The sequence below is a fragment of the Fluviicola sp. genome, assembly GCF_039596355.1.
Classification (GTDB): Bacteria; Bacteroidota; Bacteroidia; order Flavobacteriales_D; family Crocinitomicaceae; genus Fluviicola.
On sequence record NZ_JBCNJW010000002.1, the window covers coordinates 446,241 to 462,345 of the forward strand.

Consider the following 16,105-nt stretch of genomic DNA (forward strand, 5'->3'; position numbering starts at 1 on the left):
GAAAAACTATCAGTTTTTTTAGAAGACAAGTATATCGGTTCTCTCACAGAAACGAATTGGGACATGAGAAGTTCCGGCGATATCGTATATCATTTCAATTACCTTGAACCCGAGATTCCCTCCGACCGGTTGGCTGCCTTTATCAGGCTTTCTATCAATCAAAGCATTTGCCTGGAGAACGGAACAGAAGAAGAATACAATCGGTTATGCCAGGAAGAAGAAACACATTTTATGGATTTCGTCGATTCTCCCGATTGGTATTTGCTTACTGAAACCGGTGAAAAACAACCGATCCTCTGCCCCATCTTCCATGAAAACAATGAAATTACCTGGCAAACTGACCTGGATCGGAATTAAGGATCACCCAAACACCGCCGGAATCAGGTAATTCTCCACGATCTTATCGACCTGGGAATGTCCGTAGGGTTTGTTGTATGCCGTTGCCGTAATGACAATCACCAGCGGATGATCTTTGAATACCAAAACCTTGTTTCCCCCGTTGCCACTGCAGTAATACACTTCGTAGTCTTTTCCTGCTACATGATACGTTTTATTCCAGAACAAATAACCGTAATACTCTCCTTCTGAAACCTGTAGTTGGTGTGAAAAACTCTTTTCCACCCAATCCGCCGGAAGCAATTGCTTGCCGTTCCAGAGCCCTTTATTTTGGTACAATTGTCCGTATTTTGCCAAATCCAGTGAACGTAGCTTCAAACCTCCCGCTGTGTTCACCACTTTCTGCGGTGTATACTGCCACTGGTACTTGGTAATCCCAAGCGGTTTAAACAAGTTTTGATCTGCATACGATTTCAGGCCTTTCGGAACAGACTGCTGAAGCACATCTCCCAAAAGAACCACGCCGGCAGTAAAGTACTCCCATCGTTTCTCCCTGACTTTTGTTTCGTCGACCGGTAAGTTCAAGGTGAAATCTACCCAATTGGACGTCGGATACATCTTCTCTTCATTTCCCGGGGAAGATTCATCCATATCGAAACCGGTAAAAACAGAACTCATGGTGAGTAAATCTTTCAACGAAATACTGTCTTTTGCCGGTGAGTCATTTTGGTAATTTCTCAACCGATAAAAGGCACTCAAACACTGTTCTTCATTCCGGATATACCCGTCGCGGACAGCCATTCCGAGCAGTGTCGAAGTAAACGATTTCCCCACAGAGCGCGTGTCGTGCAGTGAATTCCGTTTAGCTCCGTTGAAATATTCTTCCAACAGAAGTTTTCCGTCCTTAATCAGCACTATGCTGGTAATATCCTTGTAGGTATTCGTGAGAATATTCCGGTTGAGCTCTTCGATTTTAGCAGTATTGATGGGGTCTGTGGAAAGCTGCCAATCATCCAATGTTTTAATCGGCTGGATGCGGAGTTTGTTCTCAGCGATGACAATCACCGGGGTGTGCACTTTCAATTCTCCTGCCGCAATGATATCGCCGGTCACTAATTCAGTTCTTTTCAAATAAGGCCGGATCTGTATTTTCAAAAGGTGTTCGCCATTCGCCAAAGCTTCCTGTCCGCCACTCATCATGAACCGGTTCCAGAGAAACACTCCCCAGGAATCTTCACCGGAAGAACTGATCAGCGGAATGCGAAAGACCGTTTTTTGATTTTTACTGTCAGCGCTTCCCGCTCCCGTATGCAGGTTTTCACGGTAGATTTCGGTTCCGTCGACCAGGAAAGTGAATTGGTAGTTTCCGTTTTTGACCAATTCTTCAGCCGGAAGTTCCGGAGCCAGTTGATGCAGGTAATTCGTAAGTGAATTTGCCATGAAAACCCGGATATTCAAATCTGTTTTCTCTTTCAGCTCAAAGTCCTGCAAAAAATCAGTCGGTTTGAATTGCTCGATCGGAATAATGGTTTTCATAAAAGCAATCGTACCGGTATGTTCCCGGTGAATCGGAAGTGTAATAGGATCAGGAGTTACCAGATCGGAAGTCTGGGCCGGCAAGTGGTTTGAAATCACAAGTCCGAACACCAGGAGAAATCCCTTTTTTATCATCTGTCAGTGTTCAAATTCCACCGAAAATAAGACTATTCAGGGATAAACACAAAAAAAGGCGCCTGTCAAATGACAAGCGCCTTCCGTATTGATAAAGCGTATTTTCGATTTTTATTTTTTCACGGAATCAACTACAGCTTTGAACGCCTCAGGGTGGTTCATTGCTAAGTCTGCTAACACTTTACGGTTCAATTCGATACCGCTTTTATTGATAGCACCCATGAATTGAGAATAGCTCATTCCGTGCAAACGTGCTCCTGCGTTGATACGCTGAATCCACAAAGCGCGGAAGTTTCTTTTCTTCTGCTTACGACCTTCGTAAGCATAGTTCAATCCTTTTTCAATAGCGTTTTTCGCTACTGTCCATACATTTTTTCTACGGCCGTAGTAACCTTTGGCCAACTTCATAAAGTTCTTTCTGCGAGCTCTTGAAGCAACGTGATTTACCGATCTTGGCATAACTTTTAGTTTTTTAATAAGGAGTGCCAGTCAATTGACTGATCTTAGGTACTCATTATTTGGTTAAACATTACCGTTCCGACATTCGGAACAAACATTCCCTTCGTTAAAAGAAGCGAGGGATTACTTCATATTCAACATCAATTTAACGTTTGACAAGTCAGCATCGTGTACTAAACCTGCGTGCGTCAAATTACGTTTTTGCTTCTTGGTTTTTTTCGTAAGAATGTGGCTTTTGAAAGCGTGTTTTCTTTTGATTTTACCAGACCCAGTTACTGTGAAACGCTTCTTAGCACTGGAATTTGTTTTCATTTTTGGCATTTCTCTTTTCTTTAAAAAATGAACACTTTATCAACTTTATTTCTAATTCAAAATGCAAAATTATAAAACCAGGTTTCTTTTTACATTTTGAATTTTGAATTTCTTTCATTCAGGCCGCACTAACGCTTGCCTTTATTCAATAGCTATCGCTATTTCTTCTTCGGGTTGATCATCACAATCATTCTCTTCCCTTCCAATTTTGGCATTTGCTCGAGTGTTCCCAAGTCTGCCAGCTCCTGTACAAACTTCAGCAACAGGATTTCTCCACGATCTTTGAAGACGATGGTTCTACCACGGAAAAACACGTATGCTTTCACCTTGGAACCCTCCTCCAAAAACTTGCGGGCGTGAGATAATTTAAATTGAAAATCGTGATCATCTGTATTCGGCCCGAAACGAATCTCTTTCAAAACAACTTTACTTTGCTTTGCTTTCAATTCTTTCTGTTTCCGCTTCTGGTTATATAAGAATTTACGGTAATCCATAATCTTACACACCGGTGGAACAGCGTTAGGAGAAATCTCCACCAAATCCAACTCTTGCTCTTCTGCCAGCTGCAAAGCCGCCGAAGTAGTCATCACCTGAGGCTCTTCACCTTCGACTACCAAACGGATTTCACGCGCAGTGATTTTTCCGTTTATGCGGTGCTGATCGTTGTCTTCTTTTCTTACAGGTCTTCTGTTGTCTTTTCTCATTCAGTTAATTAAACATTTGTCGACAATTCTTGTTCTATCGCCTGGCGAACTAAAGCAGTAAATGCATCTACTCCCAAAGAACCCTTATCTCCTTCACCACGTTGTCTTACAGATACTTGTTTTTCTTCTGCTTCTTTTTCTCCGACAACGAGCATAAACGGGATTTTTTTCAGCTCTGCCTCACGTATTTTCTTGCCTATCTTTTCGTTACGGTCATCAACGAAGCCGCGAATATCGGAATTATTTAGCAATTCTAAAACATCTTTCGCATATTCGTTGTATTTATCACTGATCGGTAAGATAGCAACTTGTTCGGTTGTTAACCACAACGGGAAGTCTCCCGCACAGTGTTCCAGCAATACTGCAACAAAGCGCTCCATCGAACCAAACGGTGCACGGTGAATCATCACCGGACGGTGTTTTTGGTTATCAGCTCCCGTATATTCCAGTTCGAAACGCTCCGGCAGGTTGTAATCTACCTGGATTGTTCCCAGCTGCCATTCCCTTCCCAATGCATCCTGAACCATGAAGTCCAGTTTTGGTCCGTAGAATGCTGCTTCCCCCAATTCAACAACGGTCGGAAGGTTTTTCTCTGCCGCCGCTTCAATGATCGCACTTTCTGCTTTCGCCCAGTTTTCATCCGTTCCGATGTATTTAGTCGGGTTCTCAGGGTCTCTGAGGGAAATCTGTGCTTTGAAGTTCTGGAAATCCAGCGTTTTGAAAATGTACAACACCAGGTCGATGACTTTCTTAAACTCTTCCTTCACCTGATCCTGCGTACAGAAAATGTGCGCATCATCCTGCGTAAATCCACGAACACGTGTCAAACCATGCAACTCACCACTTTGCTCGTAGCGGTAAACGGTTCCGAACTCAGCAAAGCGAGCCGGAAGATCTTTGTACGATCGCGGCTTGCTTTTGAAAATCTCACAGTGGTGCGGACAGTTCATCGGCTTCAACAGGAATTCCTCATTCGGATCCGGAGTTTTAATCGGTTGGAATGAATCGGCTCCGTATTTTTCGTAGTGACCGGAAGTCACATACAAATCCTTGTTCCCGATATGCGGAGTAATTACCTGCTCGTAACCCGCTTTGCGCTGTGCTCTTTTGAGGAAATTCTCCAAACGCTCACGCAATGCAGCTCCTTTCGGTAACCACAACGGCAATCCTTGTCCCACTTTTTGTGAGAAGGTAAACAATTCCAGTTCTTTCCCCAGTTTGCGGTGGTCACGGCGCTTCGCCTCTTCCACTTTCTCCATGTATTCAGTCAGTTCCGCCTGTTTCGGGAAGGTAATCCCGTAAATACGCGTCAACTGCTTATTTTTTTCGTCACCACGCCAGTAAGCACCGGCAATCGACATCAATTTCACTGCTTTGATAAAACCGGTATCCGGAATATGTGGTCCACGGCATAAATCCGTGAAATTTCCCTGGGTGTAGAACGTAATCGATCCGTCAGGCAGATCCTGGATCAATTCGATTTTATACGGATCCTGCTTTTCGGTAAAATACGCCAGTGCTTCTGCTTTGGAAACTTCTTTTCGAACATACGGATTCTTGAGCTTTGCCAGCTCTTTCATTTTCTGCTCGATTTTCTCCAGGTCTTCCTCCTTGATGGTGTAATCCATAAAGTCGACATCGTAGTAATACCCGTTCGCAATCGGAGGACCGATCGCCAACTTGATTCCCGGATAGTAAAACTCCAAAGCTTCTGCCATTAAGTGAGCTGAAGAGTGCCACATGGTCGATTTCCCTTCCTCATCGTTCCAGGTCAGCAGCTGCAAAGCACAGTCACTGGTCAACGGACGCGTTGCGTCAATTACCACGTTATCCACTTTGGCTGCCAATACGTTACGAGCCAGTCCTTCAGAAATGCTAAGAGCAACATCCAATGCTGTTGCTCCCGCTTCGTATTGTCTAACTGATCCGTCAGGAAGAGTTACATTAATCATCACTTACAAAATTTAGTGCAAAAATAGGCTTTATCTATCAAAAAGCCTCATATAATCTATTAAGATTTGTTACCGTAAACCAAAACAATTCCTTCTTTCGATTCCTTTCCGGAGCTGATGCTGTATTCGAGGTGAATATTTTTCAAACGTTCCGAGTTCGGTTTTTTCTTTAAGTACAATTCATTCAGTTCATTGGAAGAGAATTTCCAGCTCTTTCCCTGAACTTTTTTGAACTCCTTGATGAGCGTGCGCTCTTTCATATCGTTTGACGAATCATATACTTTGACCGATACCGGAACAGAACATTTTTTTGCGCTGATCGCAAACTGGTACTCGTTCGAAAGAAACATGAATACTTCGATGTTCTTGGTTTGTTTGGACGCTCCGACATTGAAATAGGTAATTTTCGATCCTTCGTAGCGGGTTCCGTTAATCAATTCCTTGCATTCCTGCTTGAGGGTATTCATTTGAGCTTCCAGGGCACTGTCATTTCCTCCTGAAACCAATGCAATCCAGCAAAAACAAACAACAAGCGGAAGGCAAAATGCAGTCAGTTTTTTCATAAAAATCATTTTCCCGGTTTAATAATGTTATCACGAACTTTTTTCACTTCTTTCGCCAAAGCCTGGTACTCCGCATCTGTCAATTCAGGCGTTTCAAGATTGATATTTTTAGACACTTTCTGAACGGAAGGCTGGCTTTCATAGGTGTTCAGAACTCCCTCATACAGCGCAATCACTTCTTTCAAACGTGCATCTTCCTGTGCCGGATGGCTTTTGAACCCCTTAATAATATTCTTCAGCAGGCTCATCTGCTCCACCAAAGCTTTCCCGATTTCTGATTTCTCTTTCGTATTGTCGATTCCCAGATACATTCCTTCAATCCACGCTCCGGCAAACTGGATGTCACCCAAATATTTCAGATCATTGTCCTCCATGTACACATCGGTTTTCTCCTGGATTTCGTAGATCAACTCTTCCAATGCTTCCGGATTCCCCAATTCTTTATCGAATTCTGCGATTAATCCTTTATCGGAAAACACACTTTCCAATCCGACCTTCGCTCCCAGTTTCTGAATCACCGCCAGGTACTCGCGGGCTTCCTGGGATTTGGAATTGATGGCACAGTATGCCAGATCGGTGGAATACACTCCCAAATTCATCAGCTGATCGATCTTGATAACGTAATTTCCTTCACGTGCAGCGGGGTTTGTCTTTCCTGCCTGGTATTTCAATCCTGCGGCTTTGAAGGCATTTGCCAGGGTGATCGGCTGTGGAAGCACGTATTCATTCGCAGCCGATTCTTTGGAATCGGAACCGGTCTCAACGACTGTTTTTTCTTTTTTTTCAGACTCGCTATCTCCGCATGATGTCAGGGCCAGGCCAATGGTTAGTGCAGGCACAAAATGTTTCAGTTTCAACATATATTTTAGTCCGTAAAGTTTTGATTGTAAAGAAACAAAGAAAATTTAATCCGGGATGTAACTAAACTTACAATTTATTAGATTAGTATCGTATTTCACTCAAAAGCATTCAGAACTATGCCGCTGCTACCACTCTCACTGGGTTTGATCCTCGGAATTCTGCTTTCATTTGCTTCCAACGGAAACGCAGAACTTACCGGGTTCGGAATATTCCTGTTTCTGATCCTGCTCTTGCTCTACCTGCTCTTCACCGATCTTTTCCGGAAATCATTCGGGTCAACTCTGGTAACGATTACCGCGTCTGCCTGCTGTTTTACCCTCATTGGCTTTGTCAAAACAGAATTGGTCAAGGCGCATACTTCTTCCATCGAACAGGTTTCGGGCAAGGTAAACTACGGAACCGTTTTTATAAGCGCAGTCTCACAATCCGGATATCAGACCATTCACATCCTCCTGGACAAAACAACTTCCGGAAACAAACAAGTCAGCAGTTCCGGGAACATCATCCTGACACTCGACACCCTGGAAATGAACTACCGAACCGGAGATTATGTCGCCTTCAAAACACCGCTCGAATCCTTCCGGACTGAAACCAACCCGGGAAGTTTCGATGCTGCCTATTACTACGGAACACATCATTACATCGGACGGGCTTTTATTCCTTCCAACTGCATCGTAAAGATGGGAACCCGCAACAGTTTGGCCATCTTCTTTTCCAAACGGCAGGATCAGATCGCTGAAAAACTGAAACACTGGCTCCCGGAATCAGTGTCCGGAATTGGGACGGCATTACTCCTTGGAAACAAAGCCGGCATTGATCCGGAGGTACTCGATTCGTTTTCCAATACCGGCGCCATGCACGTGCTTGCTGTTTCGGGGCTGCATGTCGGAATCATCCTGATTATTTTCCAGTACATCCTTCAATTTTTCAGCCGGTGGATCACCAAAAAGCAATCCATCCTCTTCTCCGTTGTCCTCATCTGGGGTTTCGGTCTGCTGAGTGGCGCTTCTCCTTCCGTAATCCGGGCGGTGGTTATGTTCAGTATCCTGACTTTAGGCCAGCTTTTAAGCCGGAAAAACAGCGGCATGAACAACCTGCTTTTGTCGGCAGTGATTCTGTTGATGTACGATCCGTATTACCTGTTCGATATCGGTTTCCAACTTTCATATGTTGCACTGCTCGGCATTTTCCTGTTCCAGAACCCGATTTACCAACTGATCCATATCCGGCAAAAATGGCTTGACTGGATTTGGAAAGGAAGCGCCGTGGGAATTGCCGCAACCATTGCCACTACCCCGTTCATGCTCTACTGGTTTCACCAATTCCCGAATTATTTCCTGCTTTCCAATATCGTGGTGATGTTACTGGGATTCGTTGTGCTGCTCTTCCCGATTGTACTCGTATTTACGGCATGGGTTCCTTACCTGAAAACGCTGATTGTATTTCTTACGGCCCTTTCATTGCAGCTGCTTGTTATCGGAATTCAATTTGTAGACCGCATTCCCGGTGGTTTATCCGGCGGATTTGAACTCAATTTCTTCCAGTTTCTGGTACTCATTGCCGTGATTGGTTACTGTACCTACCAGACATTAATCCGGGAGCGAATTTCCAAACTTCCGTTTATTGCATTTGCTGGTTGTTTCCTGTTTATTTCCTGGAAACGGGAAGTGAAACTCAACCGCAACGAACTCCAGATTTTCTCCGGGAAACAATTTTGCGGAACCATCCAATACGCAGGAAGACTGATCAGCTTTTACGAAGATTCACAGAAGAACAAACAGGTCAAACAAACACTGAAAAATGCGGTACGTGATTCCGGGTTGAATCTTCATCAGACGATTGTTTTAAAATCCCAAAACCGCTTAACGATCGGGAAGAAAACCATTGAATTCATCAAACACCGGAACGGATGGAAAATTCACGTAAACGGAAAAACATTCCATTACCGCAACAGGGGAATTCCGGAAAAAGGGGAAAACAAACAACTTTTATCTCAGCGTTTGCAAACACAGCTCTACAAAGACGAACAGATTCAGCCTTTCAGAATATCAATATAACGGCATGAAAAACTCATCAAACTTCCGGGTAACCAAGACCCTTTTGTCCGAGATCGAAGCAGCCTCAACGATGTATTCATCCTGTTTGGTTGCCGGATTGTTTTCCTTTTTGAAGGAATAGGTATAATCCGTTTCTTTAAAATTCGGAATTTCCTTTTTCATCTGGATTGCCGCCAGTTTCAGGACAATTCCCTGAGCTGCCGTATTTTTATTTTCCCGCGCAATGCGCATCACCTGGAACACATTTTCCAGGAACGCATTTTTTTCAGCGCCCTGCAAACTGAATTCCTTGTTTTTCATTTTAGAATAAAACGCCAGGTCTTCATTCGAAGTATACCCCATATCACGCGTCAGCCAGTCTTCTTTCATATAAATTTCAGCCCACTCGCGATTGGATTTCCCGGTTTGGAATTCATCCACAACATCCATTTTCCGGAGCACATTTTTGTTGTTCAAAAAGCATTGTGCGATCACGAATTCGTAGGTGCTGTCCTGGAAAAGTTCAAACCAGTGCGTCTCCATGTACAACACTTCCGTTGTGTCGGAAAGCAAGACCATTTTTTGGTTTTCAATCAGCGGATCCAGTTCTTTGGTAGACAAACCGCTTTTGCTCATACGGTATTTTACTTCAAACAGGGAATCCAAACGCTGGTACGAAAGCGGCTTCACCACCACTGTTTCACCATAGGTAAGCGAAACATAGGTTTTATTGACCGCAGCAAAATCATGTGCCAGTTGCTCTTCCAGTTTTTCCTTTCGGGTTTTCTCCAAATCATCCAGACTTGGGCCGGGCACGTATTTCAATCCACACGAAGCAATTGATCCGACCAATATAAAAACAGAGACAAATCGACCTAGAAAATGTATTCCTGACATAAGCATGACTTTATATTACCAAAAATAACGAATTTTGCCGGGTGAAATGTTGCTGCTCCATACTTCTGACATTTATTCTGCTTTCTTTTTCGCTTCTCGGACAAAAAACAGTTTCCGGAAAGCGAATTGATCAGGCTATTCTACTCGACGGATTGGTCACGGAAACCACCTGGAAAGACGCGGAAACAGCTACCGATTTCATCACCAACTATCCGCAACCCGGAATTCCAAGCAAATACAAAACGGAAGTTAAATTCCTGTACGACGACCAATACATTTACATCGGTGCGAAGCTGACAGATAACCGGCCGGATTCCATCATCGCTTTTTTATCGGAACGAGACGATTTCGGAAATGCAGACTGGTTCGGAGTCCTGATTGATCCTTATGGAGCCGGTCAGAATGCATTCGGGTTTTATGTTACCGCAGCAGGAACGGAACTCGATGCTATTATCAATCAAGTCAACGAAGATTATTCCTGGAATGCTGTTTGGCGGAGCAAAGTAAGGCGCACGGAAGACGGCTGGAGCCTGGAAATCCGGATCCCTTTAACACAATTGCGCTTCCCGAAAGAAGCTGTTCAGAACTGGCGTATTAACTATGTGAGAAACATCCGGCGGAACCGGGAAACCTCGCACTGGTCAGCCGTTGATCCGCTCCAATACGGGGAAATTGCCCAAAGCGGCTACCTGAAAGGCATTGAAAACCTGGGAAGCCCGCTCCGCTTGTCGTTTTCTCCCTACTCTACCACGTACCTCGAAGACAGCTATGCCGAAAACACACAAAGTCAGAACTGGGGATTCCGGCCGCGTTTCGGAATGGACATGAAGGTCGGATTGAGTGAATCATTCACCCTGGATGCGACATTGATCCCGGATTTCGGACAAACCGTTTCAGACCGGTTGGTTTTGAATTTGTCTCCTTTCGAGGTACGCTACCCGGAAAACCGACCTTTTTTCCTCGAAGGAATGGATTTATTCGGGATCGGTGACTTGTTCTATTCCCGGCGGATCGGTGCGGAAAGCTACCTCAAGTACGAAGCCGTGGATTCCGCATCACAAGATCCCAACAACACAATCACGTCTCTTCCCGACCGTGCGCAGCTGATCAATGCTTTAAAAGTATCCGGAAGAACCAAAAACGGACTGGGAATCGGTGTTTTCAATGCCATTGAGAATCGTTCATTCCTGCGCTACACCGATTCTACGGGATCAGAACACCAAATATTGGCGCATCCGCTTTCGAACTACAATGTATTTGTTCTTTCCCAAAACCTGAAAAACAACGCCAATATCTCCTTCCTGAACACGAATGTAATCCGGCCCGAAATCGGTGTCATTTCCAATGTCAGTATGCTGGAAGGATTGGTCTTCAATAAGAGTCGTATCTACAGCCTGACCGGGAACACGAAAATCTCAGTCAATTCCGGCAAAGATGAGGTCAGCACAGGCCGCACGTCGTACCTCAGTTTCCGCAAGGTAAAAGGAATCAACCAGTTCAGTATCGAGTATTACGACTGTGACAACAATTTCAATTCGAACGAACTGGGGTACCTGGCTCGTAACAACTATTTCGGGTTCTTCGGAAATTACAAATGGACCGGATATCAGCCCACCAAACGACTTCTGAGACGAAAACTGGAAGCATCTTCCAACCTGGAATACCTGTACAAACCTTCCAAATTCGCTTACCTGTCGCTGAATTCCGAGTATATCATCACCACGAAAAAATTTCTCACCGCAGGGCTTTCGCTCAACTACTATCCTTTGGGCGAATACGACTTCTTCGAATCGCGCACATTTGGGATTCCGGTTCATTTCCCGGCTTCCTTTCAATACGGCGGATTCTATTCCAGCGATTATTCCAAGCGATTTGCGCTCGACTTTTATGCGTATCACCGCGTATTTGACCGCAAAGGCATGTCAAACCTCGATATGAACATCAGCCCGCGCATTCGCATCACCCCCAAACTCTTCACCGTTTTCAGTTCAACCGTCTCAAGGTATTTCAACAATTTTGGGTATGTACGCGTTACAGACACTGCTTATTCCAATTCACAGATCACACTGGGGAACAGGGAACGCTGGATTGTGACGAATTCCGTTGCATTGGATTATACCTTCACTAAAACATTCAGTCTCAAACTGCGTTTCAATCATTACTGGCAGGAAGTTGCTTATAAATCGTTCATGGAATTATTGGAAGACGGAAGCTACCGCAGCTCGGGCTACACCGGGATGAATGCCTTAGGTCAAAGTTACCACAATACCAGTTTCAATGCGTTTACCGTAGATTTCGACCTACGCTGGGTGGTTTACCCCGGAAGCGAAGTCCGTTTTGTATGGAAGTACAATATCTATGCTTCTAAAAACGGGTTGGATTACGGGTATTTCAATACATTCCGGAATTTGTTCGACAATCCGTACCTGAATTCATTCTCCGTGAAAGGTTTGTTTTATATCGATGCAGGAAAGTGGTTTCGGAAGAAAGCAGTTTGATGGGATAATTCTTCAATGATCCAATGACTTAATGATCATTCACTTTCACTTCGAATTCACCAAATACACTCCGCCAACAATCACCAGCATTCCCAAAAACTGAGACACATGAAATGCTTCGTGGTTCAGAAAAACACCCAAAATCACGGCAACAATCGGAATCATATACGTAACCGAGCTTGCAAACATCGGGGATTTCAGCTTGATGATCTGGTTAAATAACAACAAAGCGATACACGTTCCGAAAACACTCAGAACACTGATAAAGAACAAGGATTCAGATGCATGTTCGTGGGTACGAAGTACACTTCCGGTATTCAGGCAAAAGGTTACAACCCACGCCGGAATGGCCAAAAAAGTAAACGACAGCGAAGCAATTTCCAGTGATTTGAACTCACCCAGTTTGTATTTGATCGTATTCAGGCTGGTTCCATACATCAGCGTTGCCAGCAGAATTGCGCTGACATGCAACAATGAAATTTCGACCGGAGCGTCATTCAGAATCCCGACCAAAATACAGATTCCCACAAATGCAATCATCAAACCGATCACCTGTTTCAGGCGGATGCGTTGTTGAAAGAATAAAAATCCGAGTATCAGGGTGAAAAACGGGGTAAAACTGTTCAGCATTCCCGCCAGTCCGGAAGACAATTTGGTTTCTGCAAAGGTAAACAGGAAAGCCGGGAAGAAATTTCCGCAAGTTCCAACCACTGTTAGATACGCCACCTGTTTCCAATTGGAAATTTTCTTCAGGTTCATGAACCCGAAAGGAAGCATTACTAAACCGGCAATCGCCATTCTCAACGCGCCAACCTGGGAATCGGAAAAGACCTGGCCTCCTGATTCATCATACATTCCTTTCTTCATCAGAATAAAGGAACTTCCCCAAATGAGCGCGAGAATAACCAGGAAAAGCCAGCTTCGGAGCTCTTTACTCATTGGAAGAAGAGTCGGTTTTTTGCTCCTCCGCTGAAGCTTTGGCGTAAGCGTTGCGGGCATTACTCATTTTGAAGCGGATCGTGATTAAGGCCGGTAAACCAATATGAATCAGTGCAAACAGCACATACCCCAAAGGCTTCAATTCAACATGCGAAGGAAGAATTCCATTCACCGCAGCCCCTTTCAGACCGGAACCAAAGTAATAACTCAGCGCAATTTTGGATTCCAGCTGCAAATGCACCAATCCCTGGTCGTAATAAATCATCCCATCATACATCGGAATGGGAACCAATGCGCACAAAATCAGCAAAAACAAACCGACTAAAAGGCCTAACAACATGGGTTTTTCTGTCAGTTTTTTCATGAATGTTCTTTTGATGGGTTACTGTTATTTTATAGAGTCCAGATCTTTGGAGGCAAGAGACCAGACAATAAAATTCTTTTAGCCTTGTCTCTTTCCTTCTTGACTCCCCTAAATCTATTTCAATGCTTTAAATCCTTCGGAAAAGAAAACACGGTCACGGTTGACGCGTTCCTCCATTGCTGCGCGGAATTCTCCGTACTTCCCGTCCGGGATGCAATTCAACGGAAAAAACAACTGCAAATCTTCGATATACTCAAAATACAGTGTCTGTTGATGTGTTTCAACTCTTCTCAAACCGGAGAAAAATAACAAACGTACTTCCCGGTCGGCAACCACCACTGCTTTATGCGTAATTCCAACACGGAACCAGGATTGTGTCACCACCAGGAAAACAAGCTGATCCAGTACCATGATTCCATAAACTGCTGCAATTGGCCAGGATTCGGTTGTAAGTAACAAAGCCGTTACCATTGCAAAAAAAGCAATCACTGCTTCCAACAGCAGGAACAAGCGAACCTGCTTCTTTCGTTCTCCGGAGACCGGCGTACTCCAGATAAAACGTTCGGGTTTCCGGGTCATGAATACCCCTACCCAGCGGCTTGTTGAACGACGAATCATCAACAGCAATAAAATCATTGCAAATCCAACAAAAATGGGGAATTTATAAGATGATTCCGCCAATGGAATATTGAAGAAATGAATGTCGAACGCAACAAAGATGATGAATGCGAAAGCCGGAAACGAAAAGAATAAGAGTAAAATATTTATGGAACGATTCATCGCCTTACTGGATCATTTTAATCTTTGTTCTCAACTCCTCGATTTTGCGCTGTGCGGCTGCGATCTTGGATTCAACTTCTTTCTTCAGCAGGTCTGCACCTTTCGATTTCGCAAAGAACCCGAGGTTATTCTCAAACTGGAGAATATCTGCACGCAAACGGTTGATCTTCTCATTCAGGTCGTAACGCTCTCTTGCCATTGCACGATCCGAATTCGGGTCTGCTTTTAAGTTATCCAAACGCGCCTGGAAGAGCATTTTTTCCTGCTCCTCGCCTTCCAGTTTCAATTTCTGGTAATGCGAATCCAATGCTTCTTTGTATGCATTGAATACCCGGTCTTTCTCTTTCATCGGCACGTGTCCGATTTCATTGAATTCCGTCGCAAATCCTTTCAACAGGGACAAGGCTTCTTTTTTATCTTCCGGAATTGCCGTTGCTTTGATGCGCTCAATCAATTCGAGTTTCTTCGTCAGGTTCTCTTCGAACTCCTTGTCTTTCGAACTGAAATGTGTTTGTTTTGCATCGAAGAAATGATCACAGGCAGCACGGAATTCCTTCCACAGTTTCTGCTCAAAACGCTGTCCGGCACTTCCAAGGTTTTTCCATTCCTTTTGAATTGCCAGGATCTGATCTGTCGTTTTCTTCCATTCGGTCGAATGCTTGATTTCTTCCAGCTTGTCGATCAACTGCTGTTTTTTCGCAGCCACATCATCAAACTTCCCTCTCAGGCTATCAAAAAACGTTTTTTTCTTTGCAAAGAATTCATCGCAGGAAGCACGGAATTCTTTCCATACTTCTTCGTTTTCCTTGCGCGGTCCGAAACCGATTTTCTTCCATTCTTCCTGCAGTGCCAGCAATGTTGCCGTTGCAGTATCCCAATCCTTGGTACTGGAAGAAGCAAACTCTTTCACCAAATCAGCGGCACGTTGTGCAATTTCTTTTTTCTGTTCCAGGTTCGAAGCCAGCTCGCTTCTTTTCTCATCATAGAAAACCTGGATGCGGGCATAAACAGCTCTCACTGCGTCCCAGTAGGAATTTTTCAGGCTTTCCCACGCATCATTGGAAACAGGTCCGGTTTCGTCCCATTCGTTTTGAAGCGTTTTAATCGCCTGTTCCACATCTTTTACCTGCGGAACAGTCGATAATTCCTGAATACGGCGAATGACATCCAGCTTGAGCTGGTGGTTACGGTGCAAATCATGCTCGCGTAATTCGCGGTAAATTTTAATATGGTAGAAGAACGTTTCCAACAGGCGGGAATACTCGGACTGGATATCCTGGCGTTTTTCGCGCGGGATGTCTCCAACTTCTTTCCATTCGTCATGAATTTCTTTGTACGCCGTCATGGCAGCACCGATATTCTCCTCCTTTTCAACGACCTCTTTCAGTCTTTCCAACAAAGCTTTCTTACGACGCAAATTTGCTTCTTCAGCGTCTTTTTTTACACGCTGCTGATTGTTTTTGCGCTCACGGAATTCATTATAAAGCTGATAAAACTCTTCACGCACAGGATCAGACACACGTTCTTCAACAGGTTCACCTTTTTCCTGGGCTTCCAGTTGTTTCACCTGAAACTGACGATCTTCTTCCAAAACTACGTCTTCAAACTGATTGCGTAATTCACTTACTTCGCGCGCTACCGCCAGCACATCTTCCTGCTGTACGAGATTTTTTAACGACTCTAATAAACCTGCCTTTTCCATGATAAAGCTTTTTAGTGGTTTCTCAATTTAC

General features: G+C 44.3%; 15 protein-coding genes. 3 read left to right on the forward strand and 12 right to left on the reverse strand.

Annotation, left to right across the window (positions count from 1 at the left end):
* Nucleotides 1-63: 63 nt before the first annotated feature.
* Nucleotides 64-357 (forward strand): hypothetical protein, encoded by a 294-nt coding sequence (locus ABDV94_RS07150; protein WP_343606002.1) that lies wholly within the window; start codon nucleotides 64-66, stop codon nucleotides 355-357.
* 3 nt (nucleotides 358-360) lie between these two features.
* On the opposite strand, the gene ABDV94_RS07155 is transcribed toward ABDV94_RS07150, so the two are convergent.
* From ABDV94_RS07155 to ABDV94_RS07185, 7 genes are all read right to left on the reverse strand, one after another.
* Entirely contained in the window at nucleotides 361-2,007 is a 1,647-nt protein-coding gene (locus ABDV94_RS07155; protein ID WP_343606003.1) for a serine hydrolase, read from the reverse strand.
* 111 nt (nucleotides 2,008-2,118) lie between these two features.
* The gene (gene rplT / locus ABDV94_RS07160) at nucleotides 2,119-2,466 is read right to left on the reverse strand and encodes a 50S ribosomal protein L20 (RefSeq protein WP_309280478.1); all 348 of its coding nucleotides are present in this window, start codon (nucleotides 2,464-2,466) and stop codon (nucleotides 2,119-2,121) included.
* A gap of 123 nt (nucleotides 2,467-2,589) precedes the next feature.
* Nucleotides 2,590-2,787: a 50S ribosomal protein L35 gene (gene rpmI, locus ABDV94_RS07165; RefSeq protein WP_124744687.1), complete on the reverse strand. Its 198-nt coding sequence runs from the start codon at nucleotides 2,785-2,787 to the stop codon at nucleotides 2,590-2,592.
* Nucleotides 2,788-2,936: 149 nt separating this feature from the next.
* Entirely contained in the window at nucleotides 2,937-3,482 is a 546-nt protein-coding gene (infC, locus tag ABDV94_RS07170) for a translation initiation factor IF-3 (protein ID WP_343606007.1), read from the reverse strand.
* 8 nt (nucleotides 3,483-3,490) lie between these two features.
* Nucleotides 3,491-5,434, reverse strand: a complete 1,944-nt coding sequence (gene thrS / locus ABDV94_RS07175; protein ID WP_343606009.1) for a threonine--tRNA ligase — start codon at nucleotides 5,432-5,434, stop codon at nucleotides 3,491-3,493.
* Between the two features lie 59 nt (nucleotides 5,435-5,493).
* Nucleotides 5,494-5,997 carry a hypothetical protein gene (locus ABDV94_RS07180; RefSeq protein WP_343606010.1) on the reverse strand — a complete coding sequence of 168 codons (504 nt, stop codon included), beginning with the start codon at nucleotides 5,995-5,997 and terminating at the stop codon, nucleotides 5,494-5,496.
* A 5-nt stretch (nucleotides 5,998-6,002) separates the two neighbouring features.
* Nucleotides 6,003-6,857, reverse strand: coding sequence for a hypothetical protein (locus tag ABDV94_RS07185; RefSeq protein WP_343606011.1), 855 nt, complete (start codon nucleotides 6,855-6,857; stop codon nucleotides 6,003-6,005).
* 117 nt (nucleotides 6,858-6,974) lie between these two features.
* Here ABDV94_RS07185 and ABDV94_RS07190 point away from each other — a divergent pair, with 117 nt between their 5' ends.
* On the forward strand, nucleotides 6,975-8,915 hold the full coding sequence (locus ABDV94_RS07190) for a ComEC/Rec2 family competence protein (RefSeq protein ID WP_343606013.1): 1,941 nt from the start codon (nucleotides 6,975-6,977) through the stop codon (nucleotides 8,913-8,915).
* On the opposite strand, the gene ABDV94_RS07195 is transcribed toward ABDV94_RS07190, so the two are convergent.
* Entirely contained in the window at nucleotides 8,907-9,791 is an 885-nt protein-coding gene (locus ABDV94_RS07195; RefSeq protein ID WP_343606015.1) for a hypothetical protein, read from the reverse strand. The two genes, ABDV94_RS07190 and ABDV94_RS07195, sit on opposite strands and share 9 nt — an antisense overlap.
* A 41-nt stretch (nucleotides 9,792-9,832) precedes the next feature.
* Between ABDV94_RS07195 and ABDV94_RS07200 the strand changes: the two genes are divergently transcribed.
* The gene (locus ABDV94_RS07200; RefSeq protein WP_343606017.1) at nucleotides 9,833-12,289 is read left to right on the forward strand and encodes a DUF5916 domain-containing protein; all 2,457 of its coding nucleotides are present in this window, start codon (nucleotides 9,833-9,835) and stop codon (nucleotides 12,287-12,289) included.
* A 45-nt stretch (nucleotides 12,290-12,334) separates the two neighbouring features.
* On the opposite strand, the gene ABDV94_RS07205 is transcribed toward ABDV94_RS07200, so the two are convergent.
* From ABDV94_RS07205 to ABDV94_RS07220, 4 genes are all read right to left on the reverse strand, one after another.
* Nucleotides 12,335-13,228 (reverse strand): EamA family transporter, encoded by an 894-nt coding sequence (locus ABDV94_RS07205; RefSeq protein ID WP_343606019.1) that lies wholly within the window; start codon nucleotides 13,226-13,228, stop codon nucleotides 12,335-12,337.
* Nucleotides 13,221-13,592 carry a hypothetical protein gene (locus ABDV94_RS07210; RefSeq protein WP_343606020.1) on the reverse strand — a complete coding sequence of 124 codons (372 nt, stop codon included), beginning with the start codon at nucleotides 13,590-13,592 and terminating at the stop codon, nucleotides 13,221-13,223. Before ABDV94_RS07210 ends, ABDV94_RS07205 begins: the two co-directional genes overlap by 8 nt.
* Nucleotides 13,593-13,706: 114 nt before the next feature.
* Entirely contained in the window at nucleotides 13,707-14,372 is a 666-nt protein-coding gene (locus ABDV94_RS07215) for a hypothetical protein (protein WP_343606021.1), read from the reverse strand.
* A gap of 4 nt (nucleotides 14,373-14,376) precedes the next feature.
* Entirely contained in the window at nucleotides 14,377-16,074 is a 1,698-nt protein-coding gene (locus tag ABDV94_RS07220) for a DUF349 domain-containing protein (RefSeq protein ID WP_343606022.1), read from the reverse strand.
* Nucleotides 16,075-16,105 lie beyond the last annotated feature (31 nt).